Origin of the sequence: Hongsoonwoonella zoysiae (assembly GCF_013266695.1) — a bacterium.
GTDB lineage: Bacteria > Pseudomonadota > Alphaproteobacteria > Rhizobiales > Stappiaceae > Hongsoonwoonella > Hongsoonwoonella zoysiae.
On record NZ_JABRXF010000001.1, the window covers coordinates 1,663,866 to 1,686,600 of the forward strand.

Consider the following 22,735-nt stretch of genomic DNA (forward strand, 5'->3'; position numbering starts at 1 on the left):
ATCGGCATCGTCCGCGGGTCGAACGTCTTCCTGTTCGATGAGCCGTTCTCCAAGGAAAATCGGCGCGACGATAAATTACGTCACCCACGATCAGGTTGAGGCGATGCCGTTCGCTGACAAGATCGTCGTTCTTCGCCTGGGCCGGATCGAGTAAGTGGGTGAGCCTCAATGCCTTCCGCCAAGGGTTCGCCCGCGAACGGGCGCGAGGATTCATTTAGCCGGTACACATCGACAATTGGACGCAATCAACCGCGTGGTTGATAACGTACTCTTCTATAACTCTCTGATATCATTGAGAATAATGGTAGCGGAGGAGGGACTTGAACCCCCGACACGCGGATTATGATTTAGGCTTGAAAGTCAGTCACTTAGCTTCATATTGACCCAAGCTGTTTCATGGACCGTTTGATCGCATTCATGAATGGGCCGCCAAATTTTCTCAAGAGATTTCAAAGCGTTGCATTCAAGTCAACCGGCAAATGCACCCCCATTGCAACCCAGCAGCAGACCCGCAGAAGTCAACGTCGTCCTACGGGGCCCATTACCTTCTCAACAAGTGAAAGATTGATTGCGGTTAGCAGCTGGTCGCAAAAGCATTCGATGAACATTAGATGCTCAAGCCGAACATCGAGTGGGTCGCCCTCATTGAAGCGAAAAGCGTCACCTACCAGCTGGTGTGAAAGGTTTGCCAATCGATCTGATACTCGGCTGGCTCCGTGCGTAACGCAATTTCTAAGCTCTCCAATAGCTTCAACGGTCCGACACCAGTCATCGATATCCGTTACCCGATAGGTACTCGGCCGAACCAACGCGGCGTGTTCGAAGAACGCTCTAAGTACATTGTGCAAGCCATCGTAGAGCTTTTTCCGCCTCCAACTTTCAAGGCGACTAGCCCAAGCTTCTTCCCAAGCCATCCGCGCTTGATCGCCCGCTTCTCTGTCCCTGTAAAGGCGACGAAGCTGCGAAAATTCCTGGCCTCGCATTAGCGTCATCGGAACATCATTCAAAAAGCACAAATAGAGCTCAAAAATTACCTCTTCCAGTGCCCCATACATATCGGAGGCACCATAGGCGGATAGGATCGGAGTCGCACGCTCATAGTTTTCTGCTGCTTCTCTTGATGGCCAAACTGCGATCGGGGTTTGCATTGCAGCGCCACCTGGGCCCGATCTCATTGACATTGTCTGCAGAGCAACGTCCTCGGGACGGCCCCGCCAATGCTCTTGAGCTAAGTGCATAGCGTTTATGGTTATGGCCCAACGAAGGTACACATCTCGAAGTGCGCTTCGCCATTCTCCAATTTTTCCGGTTGCCTCTGCGATCCAGTTGGGCACACCATCCCCGGAAGGTAATACGATGTTGTTGGCGAACTCCGCTCCGGGCTCACGCCAATCAATCCGTTGATGCTGAGTAAAGCCAGCCCGCCGTCGAATACTTTGAGGTTCTCTCATACTGCGTCGCTACCAATTACGTTAGAGGATATGTCCCTCACGCTCTCGTTCCAGCAGGAAAGCGGATGCGGATGCCGCCAGTCCCACCACAAGCATGGCTTCAGCAAGATCCGGCTCTCGGCCTTCGCGTACGTGCCGACCAAACTCTGATGAGTAACCCCAGAGCTTTTGCATTGCATCATCCAATGGCTTGGGGAAAAGGCCTTTCTCACGCCTTACTAGGTCGCCTAACGTCGCACTTTGATTTCCGGTAACATCGCGAGCTAAGCACTCGAGTGCGGCAAGCGCATGTTGAACCGCTCCAGTTGTGTCGGGGTTTGGTCGCCTAGAAAGATCGATGCGCGCTTCATTCAGCTCTCTAGTAGAAGTTTGCCTCCCTGACTCATCTAGCAGCTGCACCGCTATCTTTACTTCATCCTCGAGCGGCTTTGGCCCTCTGAACTCAATGTGGCCATCGACCATTTGCCATCCGATACCTTGCTCAATGAAAAATGCGTTCAACTCACGTTCGAACCATTCATGTGCGGGAGGATCGGTCCACGTTTGTTCATACAAGCGATTGAGACGCAAATAGATGGCTTCGGCACAATCGTACACTTTTTCCCATGCCGCCATTCGAAGCAGCCGCTGAGCCTCTTCGTCTAGGTAGTCTGCCGACCAATTACCGTCAGGAGCCACAAGCAAAACGCTAGAAATCAGATCGACAAGCGTTGAAGAACCCAAACCACCCCTTTTGGCCAAAGCAAAGAGCGCAAAACGGAGGTTGGCCGGCGCATCATTTCGTACGGAAATTTCCGGCGCCGGCTGCTGAAATCCGTGACGTCTAGAAAATGGTTGCTGCTCGCCCAACATCACCGAAATTTCCTCAAATCAATTTGCCCCAAACCATACCCTGACACGCGGATTTTTCGATCTTAATTTCGGCGTCATGAAACGACGCCTGACGCCCAAGACCATCGATGCGCTGCCACCTGCCGTCAACAAGCGGTACGAGGTGCACGACCAATTGCTGCCCGGCCTGCACCTGCGTGTGTCGGCCACAGGTGGGAAGGTGTTCTATATCTCCACGCGTATCAACGGGCGCATGAAGCGCATCAAGATTGGCACTTGGCCCATCCTGACGCTGCACGAGGCCCGCGACAAGGCGCGCAGCATTCTCCGCTCCATCGAGCTTGGCCGCTATGTCGAGAAGGCACCACACGAAGAAGAACAGCGCATGATGACGCTGGGCGAGGTCCTGCCGCAGTTCATCGAGCTTTACGCCAAGCAGCGCACCAAGGACTGGAAGGGCAGCGAACGCGTGCTCCTGAAATTCTCCTCCCTCTTCTCGCGCCCGATCGACCAGATCAAGCGTGCTGACGTGGTGCGTGTGCTCGACACGATCATTGCCGGTGGCGCGCCTACACGGGCGAACCGGGCGCTGGCTGCGATCAAAAAGCTCATGAATTGGTGCATTGATCGCGGCATGATCGAAACATCGCCTGTGGCTCACCTGAAGCCTCCCACGAAGGAAACGGCGCGCGAACGCGTATTGAACGACGCCGAGCTGAAAACCTGCTGGCGCATGGCCGAACTTGAAGGCTTTCCCTTCGCCCAATGCGTCCAGCTGATGATGCTCACTGGGCAACGCCGTGGTGAGGTTTCCGGCATGCGCTGGTCCGAACTCAATCTCGAGAACGGGCTATGGAGTCTGCCGTCAACACGGGTCAAGAATTCCACCGCGCACATCGTCCCCCTCGCACCATTAGCCGTCGACATCCTCAAATCGGTGCCACGCTTCCAGAACTCAGACTTTGTATTCACGACCACCGGCACGACACCGATATCTGGTTTTGGCCGCCTCAAGGAACGCCTCGATGCCGCCTTCGCAGATGCCGAGGACTGGCGTTTTCATGACTTGCGCCGCACGATGGCCACCAACATGGCCATGCTCCGTGTGGCGCCCCACATCATCGAAGCCGTCCTGAACCACAAATCCGGTATCGTCTCCGGCGTCGCTGCGATCTACAATCGCCACGCATATCTGGACGAAAAGCGTGAGGCGTTGGAGCTGTGGGCGAAGAAAGTGGAAGAATTGGTTGTGACGACCCAGACAACGAACCTTGGTATTGGGAACGGGCAAAAGCCTACGCCGACGATTACAGCGATACCCGAGACAAGTTTATCGCTCGATTTGTGACAAAGCCGTCCGATGGGCACGCCTACAGTTCGCAGGACCTATCTCAGCTAAGGCGCACTCTCACCCTCTCCGAAGAAGAATGGCCCGACGCAAAGCTTCATGAGCACACCGACGCATTAGTGGTCTTGATTGGGCGCGTTATGTTGGTGACGCGCGAGGAAGGGTCCAAGGCACGCTTGCAGCGTCTTGATCGAAAGCTACTTGCACCTACCGGGAAATTCTTGGATGCCTTACAAAACGACGAATTGGCCCACGAGTATCTTCAAGATTTGCTACCGCTAGACGAGACTGAGCGCCAAGAGATCGTCGAGCAGGTTTCAGCATTCAAAACGACTGTCGAAACCCACATGGCCAAAATCAGAAAATCTGGCAGCAAAGGCAAAACTTGGGACAGCGATCTCAAGGATCGTTTCGTCACTTATGTTGATTGGCTGTGTGAATTCCTCAATCACGATGTTGAACCCAAACGAGCGATAGACGATGGGACCGAAGACCACAGCCAATTCGGGAAGTGCGTTTATCTCCTCGCACGCCCCCTGAAATGGGGCCAGATGCGAGGTTCTGAGGTCAAATTTGACGGCATTATTCGCAAGCACGTTGATGAATGGCGGCAGGCAGTCCAGCTGACAATAGAGCAGCTTGAGGCAGAGCGGGATGGATGAGAAAGGACTGGTTTTACGCCTTTCTGATCCATGTAACGCATTGGAATTAAAAGCGATAATTTGGGATAACACGGTTGTCGCAACTGGCGACGTTGGAGCCGGCTCCTTCATCAATCGATGAAAGGAAAATCCAATGAGTAACACCACCACGGGCCATCCAATGGCCGATCAGCAGATCGTGCTGAACCGTTCCGACCTAAAACGCCTCGGCATCCGAGTAAGCAACAGCAGCTTGCTCAGATGGGAACATGCTGGCCGTTTTCCGCGCCGCATCCGCATGGCCGGAACAAGCGTCGCCTGGCTCAAGTCAGAGGTCGAAACTTGGCTGAGTGACCGCGCCACCGAGCGCGCCAATCACCACTACGCCGACCCCTACTAATCGAGGGGCCTAAGCGCCCCTCTCCCCACCACAACACTTGCCAATTGCAGAGCGCCATTCGGTGCGAGCGGCACCCTTTTGCCCAGTGGTTGGCCAGTCATTGAAATGGAAAAATCATGAAAACGAAAAAGCCCTACAAGCCAACCAAGCACCCCAGAAACACGGCACGCATATTCAAGAATTTGGACGATGATGCAGATGTCATTCGCAGCCAGTTCCACTTCCTTCAAGACGTTTGGGATTTTTGGGACGACATCGGCGATCCCGTTTACACTTTCCTCGCCTTCAAGAAGGTGACCACAGGGAAATGGGTGGAACAAGCCATCAAGGCTAGCGATGGCCTATCTGAAGTCACGCTGTTGCTCACCAAATACCCTCGCTGGGATTACGATCAGTATTACTGCCCGAACCCTTTCTCCGAGCCGCGCCGCAAACGGCAATATGCGCTGCCAACTCGGTTCGGCTGGTGCGACATGGATGAAAGCGATCCCGAGGAATACGACCCTTGGGCGAGCTTGGTATGGGAAACCTCGCCCGACCGTTATCAGGGACTTTGGGTGTGGGACAAAACGCACAGCGCCGGCGAAGCGGAGAAATTCTCAAAGGCTCTCGCCTATCGGCACGGCGGTGACAAGAACGGCTGGTCCGCAACCAAGATGCTACGCCTTATCGGATCGGTAAACCACAAACCCGAATATGATGAGCCATTTGTCCATACCGTCTACTGCGATTGGACCAAAATCGCGTCTCGTCCCATGCCGCTGAAGGGTAGGCGCCACAGCTGGCCCGTCAGCATGGCGGAGGTTGATGCCAATCCGAACAAGCATGACCGGCTGGCTGTGCTCAAAAAATATTGGAAAGAGCTGCACCCGAAGGTTCGGACACTCATCCGCAACCGGAAGGCATACGAGCCCAACCGCTCGGCCCAGATCTTTCACATGATCGCAGGGCTTCACGAGGCCGGTGCATCGCATGATGAAATTGCAGCCGCGCTTTGGGACAGCCCTTACTTCTTCGAGAAGCATGGCTACGACATCGGCAAGCTAAATGACGAAATCGGTCGTGTCGTCGGCAGGCTGGGAGGTGGGAAATGAAGCGGCCTACCCAGAAGAAAGTCGAGCCTGCGTTCAAACGTCTGAGTGAATACGAGCCAAAAAAGATCAATTGGTTTTGGGATCAGCTTATCCCGTTCGGCATGACCACGGTGGTTGAGGGTGATCCCGGCTTGGGCAAGTCGTATCTGCTCATGCACCTAGCAGCCCTGCTAACGAGAGGTGCCACATTGCCCACCGGGCAGCGCATGCGGCCGAGGGACGTTGTCTATTGCACAACCGAGGACTCGTACAGCTACACGTTCAGTCCGCGCATCAAAGCACTCGGTGGCAATCCCGATAAGATCTGGGTGCAAGGCAAGTACTCGGCCTTTGATGATGATGGTCTTCGGACGCTGCGGCATCATGTGCGAAGACACAAGCCCGGCCTTATTGTTCTGGACCCGCTGTTCAACTATATGCCGGCTGACCGAAACGCTTACAGCCCGAATGAAATTCGCGCGATCATGGGCGAGTTAAATGAAATCGGGGAGTCGTCCAACGCGGCTGTTCTGCTGATCCGGCATTTGACCAAGACCAAGCGCGACAAGCAGATATATCAGGGCGCGGGTGGCATTGATGTGATTGGCTTCGCACGCTCGGCAATTCGCATCGAAAAGCACCCCGACAATCCAGATTTGCGTCTCATGGTCCATTTAAAATGGAACCTCACGACACAGAGTAAAAGCTGGGTTTACGAGGTGGTCAAAAAGGACGGAGAAGACCTGCCCATTATCCAATGGCGCGGACAGTCCGACATCTCGATTGATGACCTCGGCAGTGACGATAGCGACGAAAGGCCACCACCTCGCAGGAATGCCGTCGAGTTTTTGCGGGCTGAGCTGAAAGACGGCCCAATGCCCGCAAAATACCTGCTCGAAAAGGCCGAGAATGAAGGCATCAAGAAGCGGACGCTTGATCGCGCCAAGTCAGAGCTGAATGTGATCGTCGAGCAGCAAAAGCGCAAATGGGTTTGGCGATTGCCTAGCGATGGGTGACCACAGGTTCTCCTTGTGCAACAGCGTCCCGGTTTATTCGCCGGGGCGTTTTTGTTGGAGCGCGTCAGAGCGCCAATTGTGTGCAGAGGAATTCTGGCAATCTGGCAGCCTGAAGATGTCTACCTCAGAACTCAGATCGCCAGGTTGCCAGAATGTCAGTCACGAGAAATGGCGATCTGACTCCTCGCCGAAATTCGGCTACAGGTCCAAAACCTCAGCAGTCGATATGCGTGCTTGTCCGCGCCCGAAGAGGTCGCCTATTAAAAAACACCCTCTCCTATCCGCTGTGGTCGACTGGCCAGCATGACGTATTGCGTTATATAACGTGATGCGTTATATTCCCTCATGATCCAAAGCTTCGCTGATCCCGAAACGAAATTGATCTGGTTAGGACGGCGAAGCCGCAAGTTGCCGCCCGATATTCAATCGGTGGCATTGCGCAAGCTGCGTCTGCTCAATCAGGCCCGCGTATTGCAGGATATGCGCGTACCACCCGGCAATCGACTCGAAGCCCTCAAGGGCGGGCGCAAGGGGCAGCACAGCATTCGGATCAATGATCAATGGCGCATCTGCTTCGAATGGCAGGATGGAGGACCGAGCAATGTCGAAATCGTCGACTATCATGACTGAGCTTCTGCCCAACCCACATCCCGGCGAAATTCTACTTGAGGAATTTCTCAAGCCGATGGGCATCAGCCAGAATGCTCTTGCCCGCGCCGTGCATGTGCCGCCGCGTCGTATCAATGAAATCGTCTTGGGTAAGCGCGCATTGACTGCCGACACCGACCTGCGCCTTGCGCGCTACTTCGGCATGTCCGAGGGCTTCTTCCTCGGGCTACAAACCGACTTTGACCTGATGGAACGCCGCCGGGTGATCGAGAGTGATCTGGATACGATCGCCCCGAGGGCGGCCTAAGAGCTACAGACGATGGAAATCCAGAGATTTGAAACCGACGTTTGCTTTGAATGCCCGGTGTGCGGAAAGTACGCCGAAACATCTGCAGAGGTGCCTGAACCCAATTGGGGTGCCGCCGAGAAGATGTCAGACCTAACCTCTGAGGATCAAACCGAGGTGGTGTGCAACCACTGCAAGACCGCTTTCTCCGCTTATGTCTACAACTCATCAAGCAGTTGCGACGTGACCCTCGATGAGCACCCAGACACCGTGGTTGATGCGGACATGGCCTTTTTCTCGCCCCCTGACGAGGACTGGACTGAGACGGACATCCCGGCCAACCCCTACGACGTATTTATGCAATCCTATCACCACACTGGCGACATCCTGGCTGATCACGGTGGGGACGACGGGTCTCACTTGATAAACCGCATGGTATTTGCTCAGAAAGTGGGCGCTATGGAAGCCTATTTGGGCGACACGTTGAAAAACCGCGTCAACGAAAAGCCCGAAGCCATGTTGCGCCTACTGGAGGCAGACAAGGAACTCGCGAAGCAGCGATTTGGTCTCGCTGAAATAGCAGCCAAACCCGAGATTGTGAGCGAAGCTGTAGCGCAATACCTGCGGTCGATCCTCTATCACAATTTGCCGAAAGTGGACTTCCTTTACCGAACAGCACTTGAAGTCACCGTTCTGCGCAGCCACGCCGACAAGGCAAAACTGATGAAGGCGATCAACTATCGACATGACTGCATCCACCGAAACGGTTTCGATAAAGATGGAGCTCAACTGACCAAATTCACCAAGGCGTACGTTCAAGAAACAGCCGACCTCATAAAATCGCTCGTCGAGCAGATAGAGGAAGACGTCTACGGACCGTATCCCTTCTGAGCATTCCTGCGATAGTCCATGCACCCCAGCAGCGATGTATGCAGACCGACACGCTGATGATTGATCAGACTGTCGGATGACTTTTGGATCGTCAAACTCCAATGAAATCAACACCTCCGATTCCACCCTTACCTGTGGCCATCTCCGCTGGGTGACATGTGGGTGCCAATACTGGGTTTCAGAGCGTGTTTGTGATGCCCACGACGCCGGTGGCCCAGTTGATCGAACCTTCACCCCTACAACGAACAACCGACGCGCCTGAGCGAGCCAGCGCTGGGCGTTTGCATGTGCGCAGGCATACACCCTCAGCACATGGCGCTACCGACGCTGCTGGCTCATTGTAACGCTGCCGCGCGCGCAATTGTCCGTGTAGAGTGCCGGTTAGTTGCGGGTGCTATTCCCACTCGCCCGCGTGATACCGTCGCCACAACTCGCGCCTGACCCGGCGCCACTTGCCCTGCTCGTAGGTATCCGACCTGTACCACTGCTCTTCCTCATAGCCGCGTGCCCAATCTTCTGCATCGGGCCCATGCTGGGCTATCAGGTCGTCAACGATAGCGTTGATCTTCGCCTTTGGGATCGCGAGGGGCTTTAGGCGAAATTGCCAAGCGTGCCAGACCGCCACTCCGCCGAAAAGCAGCACAAACGCCGGAACGGCAGGGTAGGACCGCATGAAGTCGAATATTGCTTGCATCCAGAAACCACAGGATTTGTTCAGCATATACAGAACATATTCTACATGGACGCGGTCAGGCCGTCAGGAACATTTTGTTCCGCATGGACATATTCGCAAATAACCTGAAAGACCGCGCACATGAGCTGGGGCTATCCAACGCCGAAGTCGCTCGCAGGGTTGGATTAAGTGAACGCAGGTATGCGCACTATGTCAGTGGCCGCAATGAACCAGACTTGGCGATGTTGCTGAAAATTGCCGAGGTTTTGCAGTCGACGCCGAACGAGTTGTTGGGACTTGATCGCGAGAAGGCGGACGGGCCGCGAGACATCCTCATTGACCGCCTCAACGCGGTTGCCGCCGTGATGACCGACGATGATCTGCAAGCCGCCATTGCGCAGGCCGAGGCCATCTTAGCCATGCGCCGGAAGTAATCTAGGATTTTCCCTGACAAGGCCGATTTGGTCGTCTTATTAGATAGATCGTCCAGCCACAAAGGAGACGATCAATGGCCGACATCATCACCCTCAAGCAGCTCTGCACCGAACTGAAGCTCGATCCTCGCGAGGCCCGCGAACGCCTGCGCTCGGCAGCACGTGATCCAAAGAAGCACCCCGAACTGGCGAAGCTGCACAAGCCCCGCGCTCCGTGGAGCTGGGTCAAGGGATCGACTGGGGAGAAGGAGGCGAGGGCTTTATTTACGCGAAAGTGAAATTCGAAAAAACGTATCGCCTGCATTATGGCCTTTTTTCGAGAGCGTTAGTGCAACCCTAAACACGTCCTTGTGGTCGTGGCGAACTTGAGTGCCCCAAGCGATTTTGGGTCGCTTGGGGCTATATTCTGGTTGTGTCTAAATCGTCTTTCCTCTGAACCTTTCTTCGCATTTCAAGCCGGCGTTGATGTCAAGATTTCCTCGTATAGTTGTTCCAGTCTTTCTGGGATGATTTCACACTCCCAAATGATGATTGGTTTCCAGCCGATGTCCCTTAGAGCTTTTTGTGCTCCTAGGTCTCTCGATACGTTGGCTGCCAGTTTCTTGGCCCAGAATTCCTTCCTACTATCAGGTAACTTTGCCTTTCGGCATCCCGGATGTTGGTGCCAGAAGCAGCCGTGCACGAACACGGCGACATGCCTAGATGTGAACACCAGGTCGGGTTTGCCGGGAAAGTCACTCCGGTGCAGGTGATAACGGAGACCGCGACGATGCAAGAAGCGGCGAACAGCTAGCTCTGGCTTGCTGTCCTTGCCTCGCACTTTAGCCATGATCTGACTACGTTTCTTTGGATCGTAGATGTCCATGCCGATTTTGCTATTCGCAATGCACCCGTCGTACGTTAAACAAATAGAGAACACATCAAATTGCGCCGAGTCACTTCTGTGGCTCTGAAAGCTTGTGGCGTGGCGGCAGGAGCATGATGATACTAACAGCTATCGAGAGTTTTTGTGGAGCAGGTGGGATGTCAGTAGGTCTGCGGCAAGCGGGCTTTGACGTGAAATTTGCTTTCGATAACGACCAAATGTCGGTGGAGACCTATCGCCACAATATTGCTCCTCATGTTGAAATACTCGATGCCAGTTCCGTATCGGGGGCCGAGTTGATGGAGCGAGCCGGCCTTTCCGCAGGCGATCTCGACCTATTTTCAGGCGGGCCGCCGTGCCAAGGCTTTTCTAAACAACGTAGAGGTGCGGCTGCTTTAGATGATCCACGCAATGGCTTGGTGGGCCATTTTGCTAGGTTGGTGGGAGAGACTTCACCAAAGGCGTTCCTTTTCGAGAATGTCCAGATTTTTGGGCAGAAGCGCGGCAGGAAGCTAATTGATGAGCTTTCCGAAAAGCTGTCCGACTACGAAGTTTATGACTTCTTTGCGTGCTCTTCCGATTTTGGTATTGCCCAATCCAGAGGGCGTTTTCTTATGATCGGACTTCGAAAAGACCTTAGTGCTGCGCCACCACTATTACCCACGTCAGACGAGCGGATGACGGTGAAAGATGCAATTGGCGATCTCCCTGAGCCGCCCGCCGACTACACAGAGCACCCAGAAGTGCCCAATCATATCCAGTGCAAGATCACTGAAATGAATAGGCTAAGGATTTCCCATGTACCTCCGGGAGGAGGTTGGCGGGAAATTCCTTATGATTTACGTCTGCCTTGCCACCAGCGAGTGGATACAAGCAAAGGTGGCTGGCCCGATGTTTATGGGCGCCTGAGTTGGGATGGTGTGTGCCCTACGATCACGGGGGGATTCGATAGCTTCTCAAGGGGGCGCTATGCTCACCCGGATCAAGATCGGTCAATTACTCCTCGGGAAGCTGCGCGTCTTCAGGGGTTTGAAGACAGTTTCCGTTTTTTAGGTAATCGCGCGGATGTCCGCCGAATGATCGGAAATGCAGTACCACCGCCGTTAGCCAAAGCAGCCGGCGATGCGATCATTCGCTCGCTTACGCGAACGGCCGGCCGGAAGGAACCAGCTTACTGTCCTCAGAAAGATGAGCGGCAATCGAGGTCCGTGTCAGTTTAGCCTAGACTCCTGAAAGGCTAAGTGTACCTTCTACCTCAAGTTGGGGGGGTAGGATGCACGAAGTCCAGAAGCAATACAAAGCACTAACCGAACTGGCGAAGACAACGGAACTTCGGAGTTCCGCTGTTGCCGACCAACTTGCGCACCTTTGCTCCGAGGCCGCCAAGTTTGCCGAGGAGCTGACCATCGAAGAGGTGAACTCAAAGGTTTCTGGCAAGCGTTATGGAGTTCTTCGTCGTGCTGCTGATGGGAAACGGTCTAGGCCAATAAATCTCGACAGGTACGATGCTAAACTGGCAGAAGAATTCCTGGATACCCGCGGGCTGGCTGACATTGAGGATCTAAAAACGGACGAGCGTGGGTGCTTGCTCTATTCAATGGTAATGTCTTTTTGTGCGGCCAATGACATTTTGAAATCCGGGGATCAAAAGAGCCCCGGCACTTTCTTTGAAATTTTTGTGGGGCATCTCTTTTCCGCTAAATACGAACTTGACCCTATGAAGCATATCCAGGTCTTGAACCTTGATGCCGATAGTAAATTGCCAACTGATTTCATATTTGACCTCGGTCCCGAGAAGAGCAAAATCCACCTTCCGATCAAGCTATCGACTCGCGAACGTGTTGTGCAGGTCTGGGCTCATCAGCGCGTGTTAGACGGTGTATTTGGGACTGAGCGATTTAAAGGCGTATTGGTTATCCTCGCCGAGACCAATTATCAAGGAAAAGATAATTCTGTAGTGGAAGTTTGCCTGCCAAAGCAGTGGGCCGTCTATCAAATGTTCATCGCCCGAATGTTCCGCGTTTATTATTTGGACGTACCCGACAAATACCGCGAATTGGGAAAGCTATACCCCTTCATCCAAGTTCGCGATTTCGCCGATTTCTTTGATGAGGCGGATAAGATTGTTGGCCCACCTGAGACGCTCTGAGGCCGCGTTTTGGGTTTAATTTGAAGCTGCTCTGGGTTTCCTCTAGGTCGTGTGGACAAACAGGATTCCCATTTCACCTGAGGTGTGATTCAACGCTGCTCTTTGAGGAGGGTAGCTTTGATTCGAGGATTGATGAGCGATGCGGAATGGGCGTTCTTCGCGCCGTTTCTGATCGAGGGCCGCTCTCGTGGTGGCCGGCGGCCGCAGGATCACCGCAAGGTGCTGGACGGCATTTTCTGGATCACGCGGACGGGCTCGCCTTGGTGTGATCTTCCGGCTGAGTTCGGCAACTGGAACTCCATCCATCGTCAGTATCGCCGCTGGACGGAAGCCGGCGTCTGGGACGTGATGCTGGCCGCCCTTGCCGAAAGCGACGCGGCCGACACCACCATGCAGATGATCGACAGCACGATCGTGAGGGCGCACCAGCACGCCGCCGGCGGAAAAGGGGGATCCACAAAAATGCTATTGGCCGTTCGCGCGGTGGGCTTACGACCAAGCTTCATACCCGAACGGATGCGCAGGGCCTCGCCATCGGCTTCTGCCTGACGCCCGGCCAGGCCTCGGACATGGCCGCCTACGAGAAACTGATGCAGGAGGAGGCGCCAGATCCGACCGCGATGCTGGCCGACAAGGGGTATGACAGCGACGCCATACGTGGTGATCTTGAGCGGCGTGGCGCAGACTCGGTGATCCCGACAAAGTCAAACCGCAGGGTTCAGCGCCCGATCGAAAAACCCAAATACGCGCTGCGCAATCGCATCGAGCGCCTCTTCAATCGCCTCAAGCACTCACGCCGCATCGCCACGCGATACGACAAGCTCGCTTCCAGCTTCCTCGCCTTCGTTCAACTCGCTACGATCAGACAGTGGATCAGGTTTGTCCACACGACCTAGTTTTGCTTTTCTTGCGTAGTTGGAAAGCGAGTAATCGAACGCCGCTGATGTTAAGAGTCGCTTTAGGCGAAAAGCCTTCGGCCGGGCAAGTCGCCTCGCTCTTTCGCATTCAAGCCCACGCAATTTTCACCCAAATGGAACCCCGGACGTTTTACGCACGGAACTCTCAGCGGGGAAGTCAGTCTAATAGCCTGCAATATATAGGAAATTTTGGTAGCGGAGGAGGGACTTGAACCCCCGACACGCGGATTATGATTCCGCTGCTCTAACCAGCTGAGCTACTCCGCCGCCTTCTATGCCGGCGATGGCGCCGACTGCGAGATTGGCGAGCATATAGGAGAGCCTTGCGCGTCCTGTCAAGCGCGGTCGGAAGGTTTCCACGCTCATGATTGCCAATCGGCGTGTTTCAAGGAAACCGAGAGGGTCTCCCGAGGTTTTATCGTTAGGAAGGCGCGTGTTACGAGCGTTCGAACACGAGCATGGAGAATAGCCCGAAGGGCGGCAGCGAAACGTCGCTGACACACTTCATCCGCGTTGCGGCAAGCAGCCTTTCCCTGGGAAAGGCCGGGTCCCACCCGAGATATTTACCCCAGCGTGCCAGCCTTCTTTCGCCCCAGGCGCGGATGCCGTGCTTGGCTGCGAAATGGTTGACGACGATAACCTTGCCGCCCGGGCGCACGATGCGTTCGAGTTCGCGGAACACGGCTGCCGGATCCGGCACCACCGTCATCACGTACATGACGGCGGCGACGTCGAACGCGCCATCCGGAAAGTCCATATCTGCCGCATCCATGGCGCGAAGCGCCGCGACGTTCGAAAGTTTCTTCCTGCGCACCCGCTCTTCCGCCCGCGCTAACATGTCCCGCGACAAGTCGATGCCGGTTACCTGAACGTCTTCTCGATAATCGGGCAACGACAGGCCGGTGCCGACGCCAACCTCAAGCACGGTGCCGCCAATATGGTTGGCCTCGCGTACCGCTGCACGACGCCCGAAATAGAGCGGGCCCGTAAACACGGCGTCATAGAAGGGGGCCCAGCGGGAGTAGGCGGCATTCACGCTGTCGAGATCGACCGCGCTATTGCCGCTGCCGTTATTCCGTGGATCCGATGTGCCTTCTTTCATCCGCTGAATGCGCTTGCGACGCTTGCGCGAACAGCACCCTCGGCCGTTGCCGCGCGCTCGGTACGGTCGATCCATCCGCCTCCGAGCACCCGAGCGTCTTCTTCGTCATTGTCGAAGAAGACGCAAGCCTGGCCCGGTGCGATGCCGGTCTCGCCATCGGCGAGTTCCACCATCACGCCGTCATTGCCGACGGTCAATACCGCCGCGCGCGGCGGGCGCGTGGAGCGCACCTTCACGAAAAGTTCCATGCCTTCAGGCGGGATGTCCGAAAGTTCCCCGTCGCCCAGCCAGTTTACATCGCGCAGTGCGATTCGGCGCGTAGCCAAAGCTTCGCGCGGGCCCACGATAACCCGGCTTCCATCGGCATCGAGATGCACGACATAGAGCGGTTCGCCCGTCGCCACGCCGATCCCGCGACGCTGGCCGATCGTGTAGTGAATGATGCCCTCGTGACGTCCGAGTACGCGCCCGTCAAGATGAACGATGTCACCCGGCTCCGCCGCGCCGGGCTTAAGCCGTTCGATGACGTCGGAATACTTGCCCTTTGGTACGAAGCAGATGTCCTGGCTGTCCTGCTTGTCGGCAATCGACAGACCGAATTCACGCGCAAGTTCGCGGGTTTCCGGCTTGGTCAGGCCACCAAGGGGAAAGCGCAGGAAATCAAGCTGCTCTTGTGTTGTAGCAAAGAGGAAATAGCTCTGGTCACGGTCAAGATCGGCGGGGCGGAACAAGGCGCGCTGGCCGTTGACGAGCCTTGTGCGCACATAATGGCCGGTTGCAAGTACATCGGCGCCAAGCGTCTTTGCTGTTTCAAGAAGGTCGGAAAACTTGACCGTCTGGTTGCAGGACACACAAGGGATCGGCGTCTCGCCGGCAATATAGCTTTCGGCGAACCGGTCGATCACGGCTTCCTTGAAGCGCTTTTCGTAGTCGAGAACGTAATGGGGAATGCCCAGACGCTCGGCCACGCGGCGTGCGTCGTGAATGTCCTGCCCCGCACAGCAGGCGCCCGCGCGATGTACGGCTTCCCCGTGATCGTAAAGCTGCAGCGTCACGCCGATAACGTCATAGCCCTCGCGCTTCATCAGCCCTGCAACGACGGAAGAATCCACACCGCCTGACATCGCCACGACGACACGCGTGTCCTCTGGGCGGCGCGGCAGGTCGAGACTGTTCAACATGGCAATTACCTCTATGGGCTGGGGAAACGATCCCCAAACTGAAAGCCCGGCGTCATCTGCCTTCCGAATTCTGCCTGTCGGCTTCGAGCATGATGCGCCTTGCCTGGCCCGGATATATGCTTCGGTTCTGGCCCGGTTGCCCGAAAGGGAATCGCAAAAGATCGACCGAACACTGTAGCAGTCGAAATAGGCAATCCCGATACCTGCCGCAACCAGGCGAATTTGCGCCGGACTATATCGGAATGACGTCCGATTGGCCAAGGGTTCCGTTTCGCCTCAAATGAGAAGGCTCCGGAGCGGAACCGGGCAAGGATTTCCGTCACTCGGCAAGCATTGCCGGGAACAGGCGAAGCGTCTCAAATTAATTTTAAAAAGATTGTTATATATCAGTGCCTTAAAACACTCTTCCAATTGGCCCGAGGCTTGCAGTTAAGCGTTCGGGTCAGGGGCGGCGTCCGAGTTTCGGAATATCGCTGCCGGTTTTTGGCAACGGAGAGTGCGTTGAGCAGCGCAGGCAATATTTCAGCGTCGGCCGCGTCGTCATTCCTGGGCGATCAGAAAAGCGCGGGAGCGGGTAAGGGTCCGGCTTCCGGTGAGGGTTCGGAATTCGGACTGCATTTGATCAGGTCCATCCATGCGCAGGGCAACGGCACGGGCAAGGCCACACCCGAGACGCCTTTCACGGGCGATCTGCAAAGTTCCCTGGTTCAGGAAATCAGACAACGGCTGCAGAATGAGCCCGGAGAGCAGCCTCCCAGGATTTCCTTTTCATGGAATGAGGAATTCGGCGGCTTTTTCCTGACGATCGAGCAGCGCGGTGACGCTGAGCAGGCAGCGGAGACAGGTGAAGGAGAGGGCGGGTCGAGCGCCCTGCTTTCGCCTCCCGCGTGGGCGCGCGGTGAATTTCAGCAATATCTCGCGAAGACGGACGAACCGCGCCTTGCACTGGTAGAAGATGGCGAAGTGATCGCCTCCAATGTCGAAGGCGACTTTGGCCTGCCGACGGTCGGCTCTCCGGGTGAGGTGCCGCCTGTCGAGGGAGTCGCGCCTCAAACAGCGGGCATCGACGGCGTATTGACTGGCGAGGATTTGCCGATTGAAGATTTGCCGATTGATGCGGGTCCGGAGGTCGGTAGCGAAAATGGCGGGGCCGGAATCGCGTCACCTGCCGAAGGGGAGTTTTCGGAGGCGAAACCCGCCGCTTCTTCAAATTCTGAGTCAGCCTTTGCGGAAGACCCGCCGCCAGCCGGCGCCGGTTCCCCGGAAGAAGGTGACAGGATAGCGGCCTCAGCTTCCGCTACCGCGCAGACCCAACCATCCTCGGGCGCAGAGAAGCTTCCACCGGAGATCGATGCCGGGACGGCGGGGGTGACGAATGATGCAGTGACGTCGGACGCCGAGGAAACCACACTTTCGGCTGGCCCGGCGGACCTTGACTCCGGCCCGCCGGATGCCGTCGCCGTCGGAACGGGCAACGAAAGCGGACAAGGCGGCTCCGTGCAGGTGGTTTCAGGCGAAAACCAGGCTCAAAATCGCGCGGCGGCATCGGCATCGGCAACGGTGCGAGACGACACCTCCACCGATAGGCCGGCAAGCGCACAACCGGTGTCTTCGCTGGTCGATCCGGCAGTCGTTGATGAAGCTTTGGAAGGCCAAAGCCGCTATGATCGACCGTCATCGGATACTGAAAATGCTGAAGGCAAGAGTTCCGCGCCAGGCGAGGCTGCGGTGGCCAAGGCCGTTACCGACCGTGGGCTACGCTCCGGCGTATCCGCCGCCGCTCTTACCTTTGCGGCGGCATTGAAGGGTGAGGGAGGGACGGATGAGCCGGAATTCAGCCTGTCCGGGTTGCAGCAACACGGCTCCGCGCCCCTGGAATTCGCGGTAGGCGATACCGGGGCGGGTGCGGCGCGCGCCGCTGCCCAGATCGCGCAGAGCCCGGCCCAGTCGGCGCATCTCGCGACTCAGGTGGCGGTTGAGGTGGCTCGTCACGCATCCCAGGGCACGAATCGATTCCAGATCAGGCTCGACCCGCCGGAACTCGGACGCGTCGATGTGCGGCTCAAGATCCAGTCGGACGGGTCGGTCCAGGCCCATCTGACGGTTGAACGAAGCGAAACGCTCGATCTCTTTATGCGTGATCAGCGCGGCCTTGAGCGCGCGCTCGATGCCGCGGGCCTGAAAATTGAAAACGGTTCCGTTCAGTTCTCCCTGAAAGACCAGGGAGGTTCGCCGGGATTCGCCGGGCATGACCCTTCGGGTAACGGAGGCGCGGGGGACGACGCCCGTGGCGGGCGGCAGGCTGGTGCTGACGGGGAGCATGAACCTTCCGACAGCGTGGACATCAAGAGGGCGTATGTCGGCGTCAGCACCGGCTCTCTCGACATACGCGTGTGAGACCAACTCGTTATATCCAGGGCAAGCAGTGCCCCTGAGGAGCAGAAATGGTTGACCAGATTTCCAGCCTGAGCAGCGTGGGCGGGCTAAGAAGCGCTGAATCCGCCGCCAGTCAGGCCGCGCTCGACAACAATTACGAACTTTTCCTGTCAATATTGACGACACAGATCAAGAACCAGGATCCGCTCGACCCGCAGGACGCTTCACAGTTTACCGAACAGCTCGTTCAGTATTCTTCCGTGGAACAGCAGATCAAGACGAACGATCAGCTGGAGGCGGTGCTCGCCTCGATCGAGGCGGCCGGCGCATCGAGTTTCGTCAGCTATATCGGCACGGAGATCGAAGCGCTGGGCTCCAGCGCCAGGTTGGAAGAAGGCTCTGCGACATGGACGTTCACGTCTCAACGGGAGGCGCAGGGGTTGGTGCAGATCTTCAACGATGACGGCGAGCTTGTATTCGAAACGGAAGCGGCTCTTACGGGAAGCGAACAGACCATTGAATGGAATGGCGAGACCGATTCGGGAGCGCCTTACACTTCGGGCACGTTTCATGCCGCGATTTTCGAAACAAACGAGCAAGGCGAACCTCTGCGCACCGTCCCCATCCGCGTTCGCGGCGTTGTCGATGGTGTGGACTTCTCGACAGGAGGCGCCGTTCTCCAGGTGGATGGTTCGAATATACCCGTCTCCCAGGTCATTTCCGTCACGAGAAACGGTGGCTGACCGGCTGCCAGAGCGCTTTCCACGGAAGCGGGGCGGCTTTCGTGATAAGAAATCGCTTTGGGTTCGATATCTTGAGCATATCCTGGTGGCGATATCCGATCCGGATTTCGAGGGATGTGCTCTGGCAGTCTGATTTTCGCGGAACTCTGCCGTTTCTGAGTCGCTCAAATTCTTACCGAATTGTTGCCGTCGGTTTAGGCAATTCTTAAAACCGTCACGCTATTCTCATTCTCGACCTGGTCATGGTGAGTGTGAGAGTATAATGACCGAACCGACAAGTTCTCGCGTGAAATATGTCATCGGGCCGGACGGAAGTCCCCTGACCATATCGGATCTGCCGCCAACGAACACGCGTCGTTGGGTAATTCGCAGGAAAGCCGAAGTGGTCGCAGCTGTGCGCGGTGGCCTGTTATCCCTCGATGAAGCCTGCCAACGTTACACGCTGACGGTGGAAGAATTTCTGTCATGGCAGAAATCCATCGATCGGCACGGCCTTGCCGGCCTAAGGGCGACACGCGTTCAGCAGTATCGCAACTGACCGTTTCCAGTATTCAGACGAGATTTATGCGCCGCCGGAATTTAATTTCCGGCGGCTTCTCGCTGTTGAGGAGGCGATGTCGCGGCGGGATTGCATTTCTTGCCGGGGATCGCATGCCTGCCTGATGGGTAAATCTGCTTAGCGCGGGATTGTCGGTCGTCGACGATATAACGCTTCATCGCCGCTTTGCCGCTCGTGCATCGACGCGGCCGCGCCGGAGTCATGTCGACCGGTTATCTCATGCCGTTGCGGCGCTTTGCGACTCACATTCGACCTGCTCGCACATTGCGATCCTTAGGGCCGTGGGTCGGCGGCAAAAATTTCCTGGTTTGAAATTCGAAAAGTGAGGAATTCCGCGAGTTCCGGCGGATGGAGATGTGAAACGTAAATAAGCGTTAACACCTTGTTTACCATATCCCGGGCAAGTTTTGCCTACCGGCTGTTCGGGGGCCATCACCATCCCCTCATCCCCTTGGTCCCCGAACGGCCCGGTCATTTGTTTGAGGCATGACGAGCGGGTTTGATCGTGAACGGTATCACGGAACTTATTAAGACGCTTGGACCCACGCGAATAGCGTCGATGGGCGCGGTCGCCGCGATCCTGGTCGGCGTATTCGCCTTGATTATTTTTCGTATCACGGCGCCGCAGATGGTGCCGCTTTATACGGATCTGACGCTGGAAGATTCTTCCGCGGTTATCTCGCGCCTTGAAAGCCAGGGGGTCCAGCATGAGTTGCGCAACGAAGGCGCAACAGTGCTGGTGCCCCGCGACCAGGTTTTCCGCCTGCGTATAAGGCTGGCTGAGGAAGGTCTGCCGACCGGAGGCAACGTCGGCTATGAGATCTTCGACAAGACGGATACGCTCGGCGCGACGAGCTTTGTGCAGAACATCAATCATCTGCGCGCGCTTGAAGGCGAGTTGACGCGAACCATCCGCTCTATCGACCGGATCGCGGCGGCTCGCGTTCACCTTGTCATGCCGGAGCGTCAGCTCTTCCGCCGCGACCAGCAGCCGCCGTCGGCCTCTATCGTGCTCAAAGTGCGCGGCTCGCTGGACAACGGTCAGGTGCGCGCGATCCAGCATCTGGTCGCGACAGCGGTGGAGGGTCTGTCGCCGCAGTATGTTTCGATTGTCGACGAAACGGGCCGGCTGCTTGCGAGCGGCAGCGGCGATGACGCGCAAAGCGCCATGGCCAACACGCTTTACGAGCGAACCCAGCTCGAGGAGCGGCGCTTGCGTGCGCAGGTCGAGGAAATTCTGAACAGCGTCGTCGGTGCGGGCCGCTCGCGGGTACAGGTTGCGGTCGATCTTGATTTCAATCGCATCACCGAAACGCAGGAACTCTACGATCCGGAAAGCCAGGTTGTCCGTTCCACCCAGATCAAGGAAGAGAATTCATCTTCCCAGGCGCAGCTTGGCGGCGTTACGGCTGGGAACCAGCTTCCGCAGTCGAACGGCGAGGAAGGTGGCCCCGGCAATCGCGACACGGCCAATATCACGGAAGAAATCGTAAACTACGAGATTTCGAAGTCGACGAAGACCGAGATCATCGAGGCCGGCAGCGTCAAGCGGCTTTCTGTCGCCGTTCTCGTAGACGGCGTCTATGCGCCGGATGAGCAGGGGGATCTGGTCTATGAACCCCGCACTCAGGAAGAACTCGACAGGATCGCGGCTCTCGTTCGCTCCGCAGTGGGGTATGATGAGACGCGCGGTGACACGATCGAGGTTGTGAACTTGCGTTTTGCCGAAGCGCCCAACCAGATCGCTTCTGCTGCGGAGGAAGGTCTCTTCGACTTCACGCGCGCCGATATCATGCGCTTCATCGAACTCGGCGTTCTCTTTGTCGTCGCGCTGCTTCTCACGCTTTTTGCGGTAAGGCCGCTGATCAAGCGCATCCTCACCAAGGAAGAACCTGCTCCCGCGCCCGCTCTGCTCGGTGCGGACGGCAGCCCACTTGGAACCACCGCACTGCCCCAATCCGACGTCGCAAAAGAAGAAGAGCCGCAGGATCAGGAACCCCAGATCAAATGGCTTGAGCAGGCGCAGGCCGAAGGCGCCATCCAGGTCGCGACGATCTCGAAGGTCGGTGACATGATCGAGGAATATCCAAGTGAGGCCGTGACGATCATCCGCGGCTGGCTGAACGAGGCGGCTTGATCATGGCGGATGGCAACCAGCTCAATCAGCTTACGGTTAGTGATACGGAAAAGGACCGCAGCCTTGCGGGCGCCGAACGTGCAGCGGTTCTTCTGCTTGCGCTTGGCGAAAGGCACGGGCGGCGCATCTGGGAACAACTGGATGAGATCGAGGTTCGGGATATCTCCGCCGCCATGGCGCGTCTCGGTCCTGTCACGCCGAATATGCTTGAAAAGCTCTTCGTCGACTTCGTGAAGAAGCTTTCGAGCAACGGGGCGCTGACCGGCAATGTCGATGCAACCGAACGGTTGTTGTCGACTTTCCTGCCCGGCGATCGCGTTGCCCACATCATGGAGGAAATCCGCGGGCCTGCCGGCCGCAACATGTGGGAAAAGCTCTCCAACGTTCAGGAAAACGTCCTCGCCAACTACCTGAAGAACGAATACCCGCAGACGGTCGCCGTTGTGCTGTCGAAGATCAATCCCGACCACGCCGCTCGTGTTCTTTCCATCCTGCCAGAGGAACTGGCCCTCGAAGTGGTCAACCGGATGCTGAAGATGGAGGCGATCCAGAAGGAGGTTCTGGAAAAGGTGGAGCAGACGCTGCGCGTGGAGTTCATGTCGAACCTGACCAACACCAGCCGCCGCGACAGCCACGAAATGATGGCGGACATCTTCAACAATTTCGACCGTCAGACGGAAGCCAGGTTCATCGCCTCGCTTGAGGAGGAGAACAGGGAGTCGGCGGAGCGTATCAAGACGCTGATGTTCACCTTCGACGATCTGATGAAGCTTGACGCCGCCTCATGCCAGACGCTGCTTCGCAACGTTGAGAAGGATCGGCTGGCGATCGCGCTGAAAGGTGCGAACGACGCGGTGCGGGAGTTCTTCTTCTCCAACATGTCGTCTCGCGCGGCGAACCTTCTGAAGGACGATATGGACGCGTTGGGGCCGACCCGGTTGCGTGACGTGGACGAGGCGCAGTCCATGATGGTCTCCACCGCGAAGGACCTCGCCGCGAAAGGCGACATCATGCTTTCCAAGAACAAGGGCGATGACGAGCTCATCTACTGAC

Annotated in this window: 24 protein-coding genes and 1 tRNA gene; 18 read left to right on the forward strand and 7 right to left on the reverse strand. The window is 56.6% G+C overall.

Translation table 11 applies throughout. The features are described from left to right. Positions 1–518 precede the first annotated feature (518 nt). On the reverse strand, positions 519–1,148 hold the full coding sequence (locus tag HPQ64_RS07695; protein WP_172887779.1) for a hypothetical protein: 630 nt from the start codon (positions 1,146–1,148) through the stop codon (positions 519–521). A 324-nt stretch (positions 1,149–1,472) separates the two neighbouring features. Beyond that, the gene (locus HPQ64_RS07700) at positions 1,473–2,303 is read right to left on the reverse strand and encodes an AbiJ-NTD4 domain-containing protein (RefSeq protein ID WP_172887780.1); all 831 of its coding nucleotides are present in this window, start codon (positions 2,301–2,303) and stop codon (positions 1,473–1,475) included. Between the two features lie 76 nt (positions 2,304–2,379). On the opposite strand from HPQ64_RS07700, the gene HPQ64_RS07705 reads away from it, so the two are divergent. From HPQ64_RS07705 to HPQ64_RS07740, 8 genes are all read left to right on the forward strand, one after another. After that, positions 2,380–3,630, forward strand: coding sequence for a tyrosine-type recombinase/integrase (locus HPQ64_RS07705; RefSeq protein WP_172887781.1), 1,251 nt, complete (start codon positions 2,380–2,382; stop codon positions 3,628–3,630). Positions 3,631–3,776: 146 nt separating this feature from the next. Continuing rightward, a complete protein-coding gene (locus tag HPQ64_RS07710; protein ID WP_172887782.1) occupies positions 3,777–4,292 on the forward strand; it encodes a hypothetical protein in 516 nt (171 codons plus the stop codon). 133 nt (positions 4,293–4,425) lie between these two features. Further along, positions 4,426–4,671 carry a helix-turn-helix transcriptional regulator gene (locus HPQ64_RS07715; RefSeq protein ID WP_210260125.1) on the forward strand — a complete coding sequence of 82 codons (246 nt, stop codon included), beginning with the start codon at positions 4,426–4,428 and terminating at the stop codon, positions 4,669–4,671. 116 nt (positions 4,672–4,787) lie between these two features. Continuing rightward, entirely contained in the window at positions 4,788–5,765 is a 978-nt protein-coding gene (locus HPQ64_RS07720) for a DNA-primase RepB domain-containing protein (protein ID WP_172887783.1), read from the forward strand. Beyond that, on the forward strand, positions 5,762–6,760 hold the full coding sequence (locus HPQ64_RS07725; protein ID WP_172887784.1) for an AAA family ATPase: 999 nt from the start codon (positions 5,762–5,764) through the stop codon (positions 6,758–6,760). The genes HPQ64_RS07720 and HPQ64_RS07725 overlap by 4 nt, the downstream gene beginning before the upstream one ends. Positions 6,761–7,105: 345 nt before the next feature. Continuing rightward, on the forward strand, positions 7,106–7,390 hold the full coding sequence (locus HPQ64_RS07730) for a type II toxin-antitoxin system RelE/ParE family toxin (RefSeq protein ID WP_160773544.1): 285 nt from the start codon (positions 7,106–7,108) through the stop codon (positions 7,388–7,390). Further along, positions 7,362–7,676: a HigA family addiction module antitoxin gene (locus tag HPQ64_RS07735; protein WP_160773545.1), complete on the forward strand. Its 315-nt coding sequence runs from the start codon at positions 7,362–7,364 to the stop codon at positions 7,674–7,676. The genes HPQ64_RS07730 and HPQ64_RS07735 overlap by 29 nt, the downstream gene beginning before the upstream one ends. A 12-nt stretch (positions 7,677–7,688) precedes the next feature. Beyond that, the gene (locus HPQ64_RS07740) at positions 7,689–8,546 is read left to right on the forward strand and encodes a hypothetical protein (RefSeq protein WP_172887785.1); all 858 of its coding nucleotides are present in this window, start codon (positions 7,689–7,691) and stop codon (positions 8,544–8,546) included. Positions 8,547–8,940: 394 nt separating this feature from the next. On the opposite strand, the gene HPQ64_RS07745 is transcribed toward HPQ64_RS07740, so the two are convergent. Next, positions 8,941–9,219 carry a hypothetical protein gene (locus tag HPQ64_RS07745; protein ID WP_172887786.1) on the reverse strand — a complete coding sequence of 93 codons (279 nt, stop codon included), beginning with the start codon at positions 9,217–9,219 and terminating at the stop codon, positions 8,941–8,943. 104 nt (positions 9,220–9,323) lie between these two features. On the opposite strand from HPQ64_RS07745, the gene HPQ64_RS07750 reads away from it, so the two are divergent. Both HPQ64_RS07750 and HPQ64_RS07755 read left to right on the forward strand, forming a co-directional pair. Then, complete coding sequence (locus HPQ64_RS07750; RefSeq protein ID WP_172887787.1) at positions 9,324–9,653, forward strand: helix-turn-helix transcriptional regulator; 330 nt, start codon at positions 9,324–9,326, stop codon at positions 9,651–9,653. 74 nt (positions 9,654–9,727) lie between these two features. Then, positions 9,728–9,931, forward strand: coding sequence for a hypothetical protein (locus HPQ64_RS07755; RefSeq protein WP_172887788.1), 204 nt, complete (start codon positions 9,728–9,730; stop codon positions 9,929–9,931). 173 nt (positions 9,932–10,104) lie between these two features. Here HPQ64_RS07755 and HPQ64_RS07760 read toward each other — a convergent pair whose 3' ends face one another. Then, positions 10,105–10,518 (reverse strand): very short patch repair endonuclease, encoded by a 414-nt coding sequence (locus tag HPQ64_RS07760; protein ID WP_172887789.1) that lies wholly within the window; start codon positions 10,516–10,518, stop codon positions 10,105–10,107. Between the two features lie 116 nt (positions 10,519–10,634). On the opposite strand from HPQ64_RS07760, the gene HPQ64_RS07765 reads away from it, so the two are divergent. The 3 genes from HPQ64_RS07765 (at position 10,635) to HPQ64_RS07775 (ending at position 13,563) form a co-directional block, all read left to right on the forward strand. Continuing rightward, positions 10,635–11,738, forward strand: coding sequence for a DNA cytosine methyltransferase (locus HPQ64_RS07765; RefSeq protein ID WP_281358286.1), 1,104 nt, complete (start codon positions 10,635–10,637; stop codon positions 11,736–11,738). 53 nt (positions 11,739–11,791) lie between these two features. After that, positions 11,792–12,667, forward strand: a complete 876-nt coding sequence (locus tag HPQ64_RS07770) for a hypothetical protein (protein ID WP_172887791.1) — start codon at positions 11,792–11,794, stop codon at positions 12,665–12,667. A gap of 132 nt (positions 12,668–12,799) precedes the next feature. Continuing rightward, a protein-coding gene (locus tag HPQ64_RS07775; protein ID WP_425483797.1) for an IS5 family transposase occupies positions 12,800–13,563 on the forward strand; the annotation gives its coding sequence in 2 pieces (ribosomal slippage) (positions 12,800–13,124 and positions 13,124–13,563; 765 coding nt in all). 211 nt (positions 13,564–13,774) lie between these two features. On the opposite strand, the gene HPQ64_RS07780 is transcribed toward HPQ64_RS07775, so the two are convergent. From HPQ64_RS07780 to mnmA, 3 genes are all read right to left on the reverse strand, one after another. Beyond that, positions 13,775–13,851 (reverse strand) — tRNA-Met (locus HPQ64_RS07780). 169 nt (positions 13,852–14,020) lie between these two features. Next, positions 14,021–14,686 (reverse strand): class I SAM-dependent methyltransferase, encoded by a 666-nt coding sequence (locus HPQ64_RS07785; RefSeq protein WP_172887792.1) that lies wholly within the window; start codon positions 14,684–14,686, stop codon positions 14,021–14,023. Next, on the reverse strand, positions 14,683–15,867 hold the full coding sequence (gene mnmA, locus HPQ64_RS07790; protein ID WP_172887793.1) for a tRNA 2-thiouridine(34) synthase MnmA: 1,185 nt from the start codon (positions 15,865–15,867) through the stop codon (positions 14,683–14,685). The genes HPQ64_RS07785 and mnmA overlap by 4 nt, the downstream gene beginning before the upstream one ends. A 501-nt stretch (positions 15,868–16,368) precedes the next feature. Between mnmA and HPQ64_RS07795 the strand changes: the two genes are divergently transcribed. The 5 genes from HPQ64_RS07795 (at position 16,369) to fliG (ending at position 22,734) form a co-directional block, all read left to right on the forward strand. Beyond that, entirely contained in the window at positions 16,369–18,264 is a 1,896-nt protein-coding gene (locus HPQ64_RS07795; protein WP_172887794.1) for a flagellar hook-length control protein FliK, read from the forward strand. Positions 18,265–18,311: 47 nt separating this feature from the next. Beyond that, positions 18,312–18,986, forward strand: a complete 675-nt coding sequence (locus HPQ64_RS07800; RefSeq protein ID WP_172887795.1) for a flagellar hook assembly protein FlgD — start codon at positions 18,312–18,314, stop codon at positions 18,984–18,986. A 262-nt stretch (positions 18,987–19,248) separates the two neighbouring features. Beyond that, a complete protein-coding gene (sciP, locus tag HPQ64_RS07805; protein WP_160773556.1) occupies positions 19,249–19,524 on the forward strand; it encodes a CtrA inhibitor SciP in 276 nt (91 codons plus the stop codon). A 526-nt stretch (positions 19,525–20,050) separates the two neighbouring features. Next, a complete protein-coding gene (fliF, locus tag HPQ64_RS07810) occupies positions 20,051–21,682 on the forward strand; it encodes a flagellar basal-body MS-ring/collar protein FliF (protein ID WP_172887796.1) in 1,632 nt (543 codons plus the stop codon). A 2-nt stretch (positions 21,683–21,684) separates the two neighbouring features. Beyond that, complete coding sequence (gene fliG / locus HPQ64_RS07815; protein ID WP_172887797.1) at positions 21,685–22,734, forward strand: flagellar motor switch protein FliG; 1,050 nt, start codon at positions 21,685–21,687, stop codon at positions 22,732–22,734. Position 22,735 lies beyond the last annotated feature (1 nt).

Excerpts from the sequence above, each read along its gene's own strand:
- HPQ64_RS07720 (WP_172887783.1), top strand. The coding sequence starts at position 4,788 with ATGAAAACGAAAAAGCCCTACAAGCCAACCAAGCACCCCAGAAACACG.
- HPQ64_RS07715 (WP_210260125.1), top strand. The coding sequence starts at position 4,426 with ATGAGTAACACCACCACGGGCCATCCAATGGCCGATCAGCAGATCGTG.
- HPQ64_RS07730 (WP_160773544.1), top strand. The coding sequence starts at position 7,106 with ATGATCCAAAGCTTCGCTGATCCCGAAACGAAATTGATCTGGTTAGGA.
- HPQ64_RS07705 (WP_172887781.1), top strand. The coding sequence starts at position 2,380 with ATGAAACGACGCCTGACGCCCAAGACCATCGATGCGCTGCCACCTGCC.
- HPQ64_RS07725 (WP_172887784.1), top strand. The coding sequence starts at position 5,762 with ATGAAGCGGCCTACCCAGAAGAAAGTCGAGCCTGCGTTCAAACGTCTG.
- HPQ64_RS07785 (WP_172887792.1), bottom strand. The coding sequence starts at position 14,686 with ATGAAAGAAGGCACATCGGATCCACGGAATAACGGCAGCGGCAATAGC.
- sciP (WP_160773556.1), top strand. The coding sequence starts at position 19,249 with ATGACCGAACCGACAAGTTCTCGCGTGAAATATGTCATCGGGCCGGAC.
- HPQ64_RS07695 (WP_172887779.1), bottom strand. The coding sequence starts at position 1,148 with ATGCAAACCCCGATCGCAGTTTGGCCATCAAGAGAAGCAGCAGAAAAC.
- HPQ64_RS07800 (WP_172887795.1), top strand. The coding sequence starts at position 18,312 with ATGGTTGACCAGATTTCCAGCCTGAGCAGCGTGGGCGGGCTAAGAAGC.
- HPQ64_RS07755 (WP_172887788.1), top strand. The coding sequence starts at position 9,728 with ATGGCCGACATCATCACCCTCAAGCAGCTCTGCACCGAACTGAAGCTC.
- mnmA (WP_172887793.1), bottom strand. The coding sequence starts at position 15,867 with ATGTTGAACAGTCTCGACCTGCCGCGCCGCCCAGAGGACACGCGTGTC.
- HPQ64_RS07745 (WP_172887786.1), bottom strand. The coding sequence starts at position 9,219 with ATGCGGTCCTACCCTGCCGTTCCGGCGTTTGTGCTGCTTTTCGGCGGA.
- HPQ64_RS07735 (WP_160773545.1), top strand. The coding sequence starts at position 7,362 with ATGTCGAAATCGTCGACTATCATGACTGAGCTTCTGCCCAACCCACAT.
- fliG (WP_172887797.1), top strand. The coding sequence starts at position 21,685 with ATGGCGGATGGCAACCAGCTCAATCAGCTTACGGTTAGTGATACGGAA.
- HPQ64_RS07750 (WP_172887787.1), top strand. The coding sequence starts at position 9,324 with ATGGACATATTCGCAAATAACCTGAAAGACCGCGCACATGAGCTGGGG.
- HPQ64_RS07760 (WP_172887789.1), bottom strand. The coding sequence starts at position 10,518 with ATGGACATCTACGATCCAAAGAAACGTAGTCAGATCATGGCTAAAGTG.
- HPQ64_RS07770 (WP_172887791.1), top strand. The coding sequence starts at position 11,792 with ATGCACGAAGTCCAGAAGCAATACAAAGCACTAACCGAACTGGCGAAG.
- HPQ64_RS07700 (WP_172887780.1), bottom strand. The coding sequence starts at position 2,303 with ATGTTGGGCGAGCAGCAACCATTTTCTAGACGTCACGGATTTCAGCAG.
- HPQ64_RS07765 (WP_281358286.1), top strand. The coding sequence starts at position 10,635 with ATGATACTAACAGCTATCGAGAGTTTTTGTGGAGCAGGTGGGATGTCA.
- HPQ64_RS07740 (WP_172887785.1), top strand. The coding sequence starts at position 7,689 with ATGGAAATCCAGAGATTTGAAACCGACGTTTGCTTTGAATGCCCGGTG.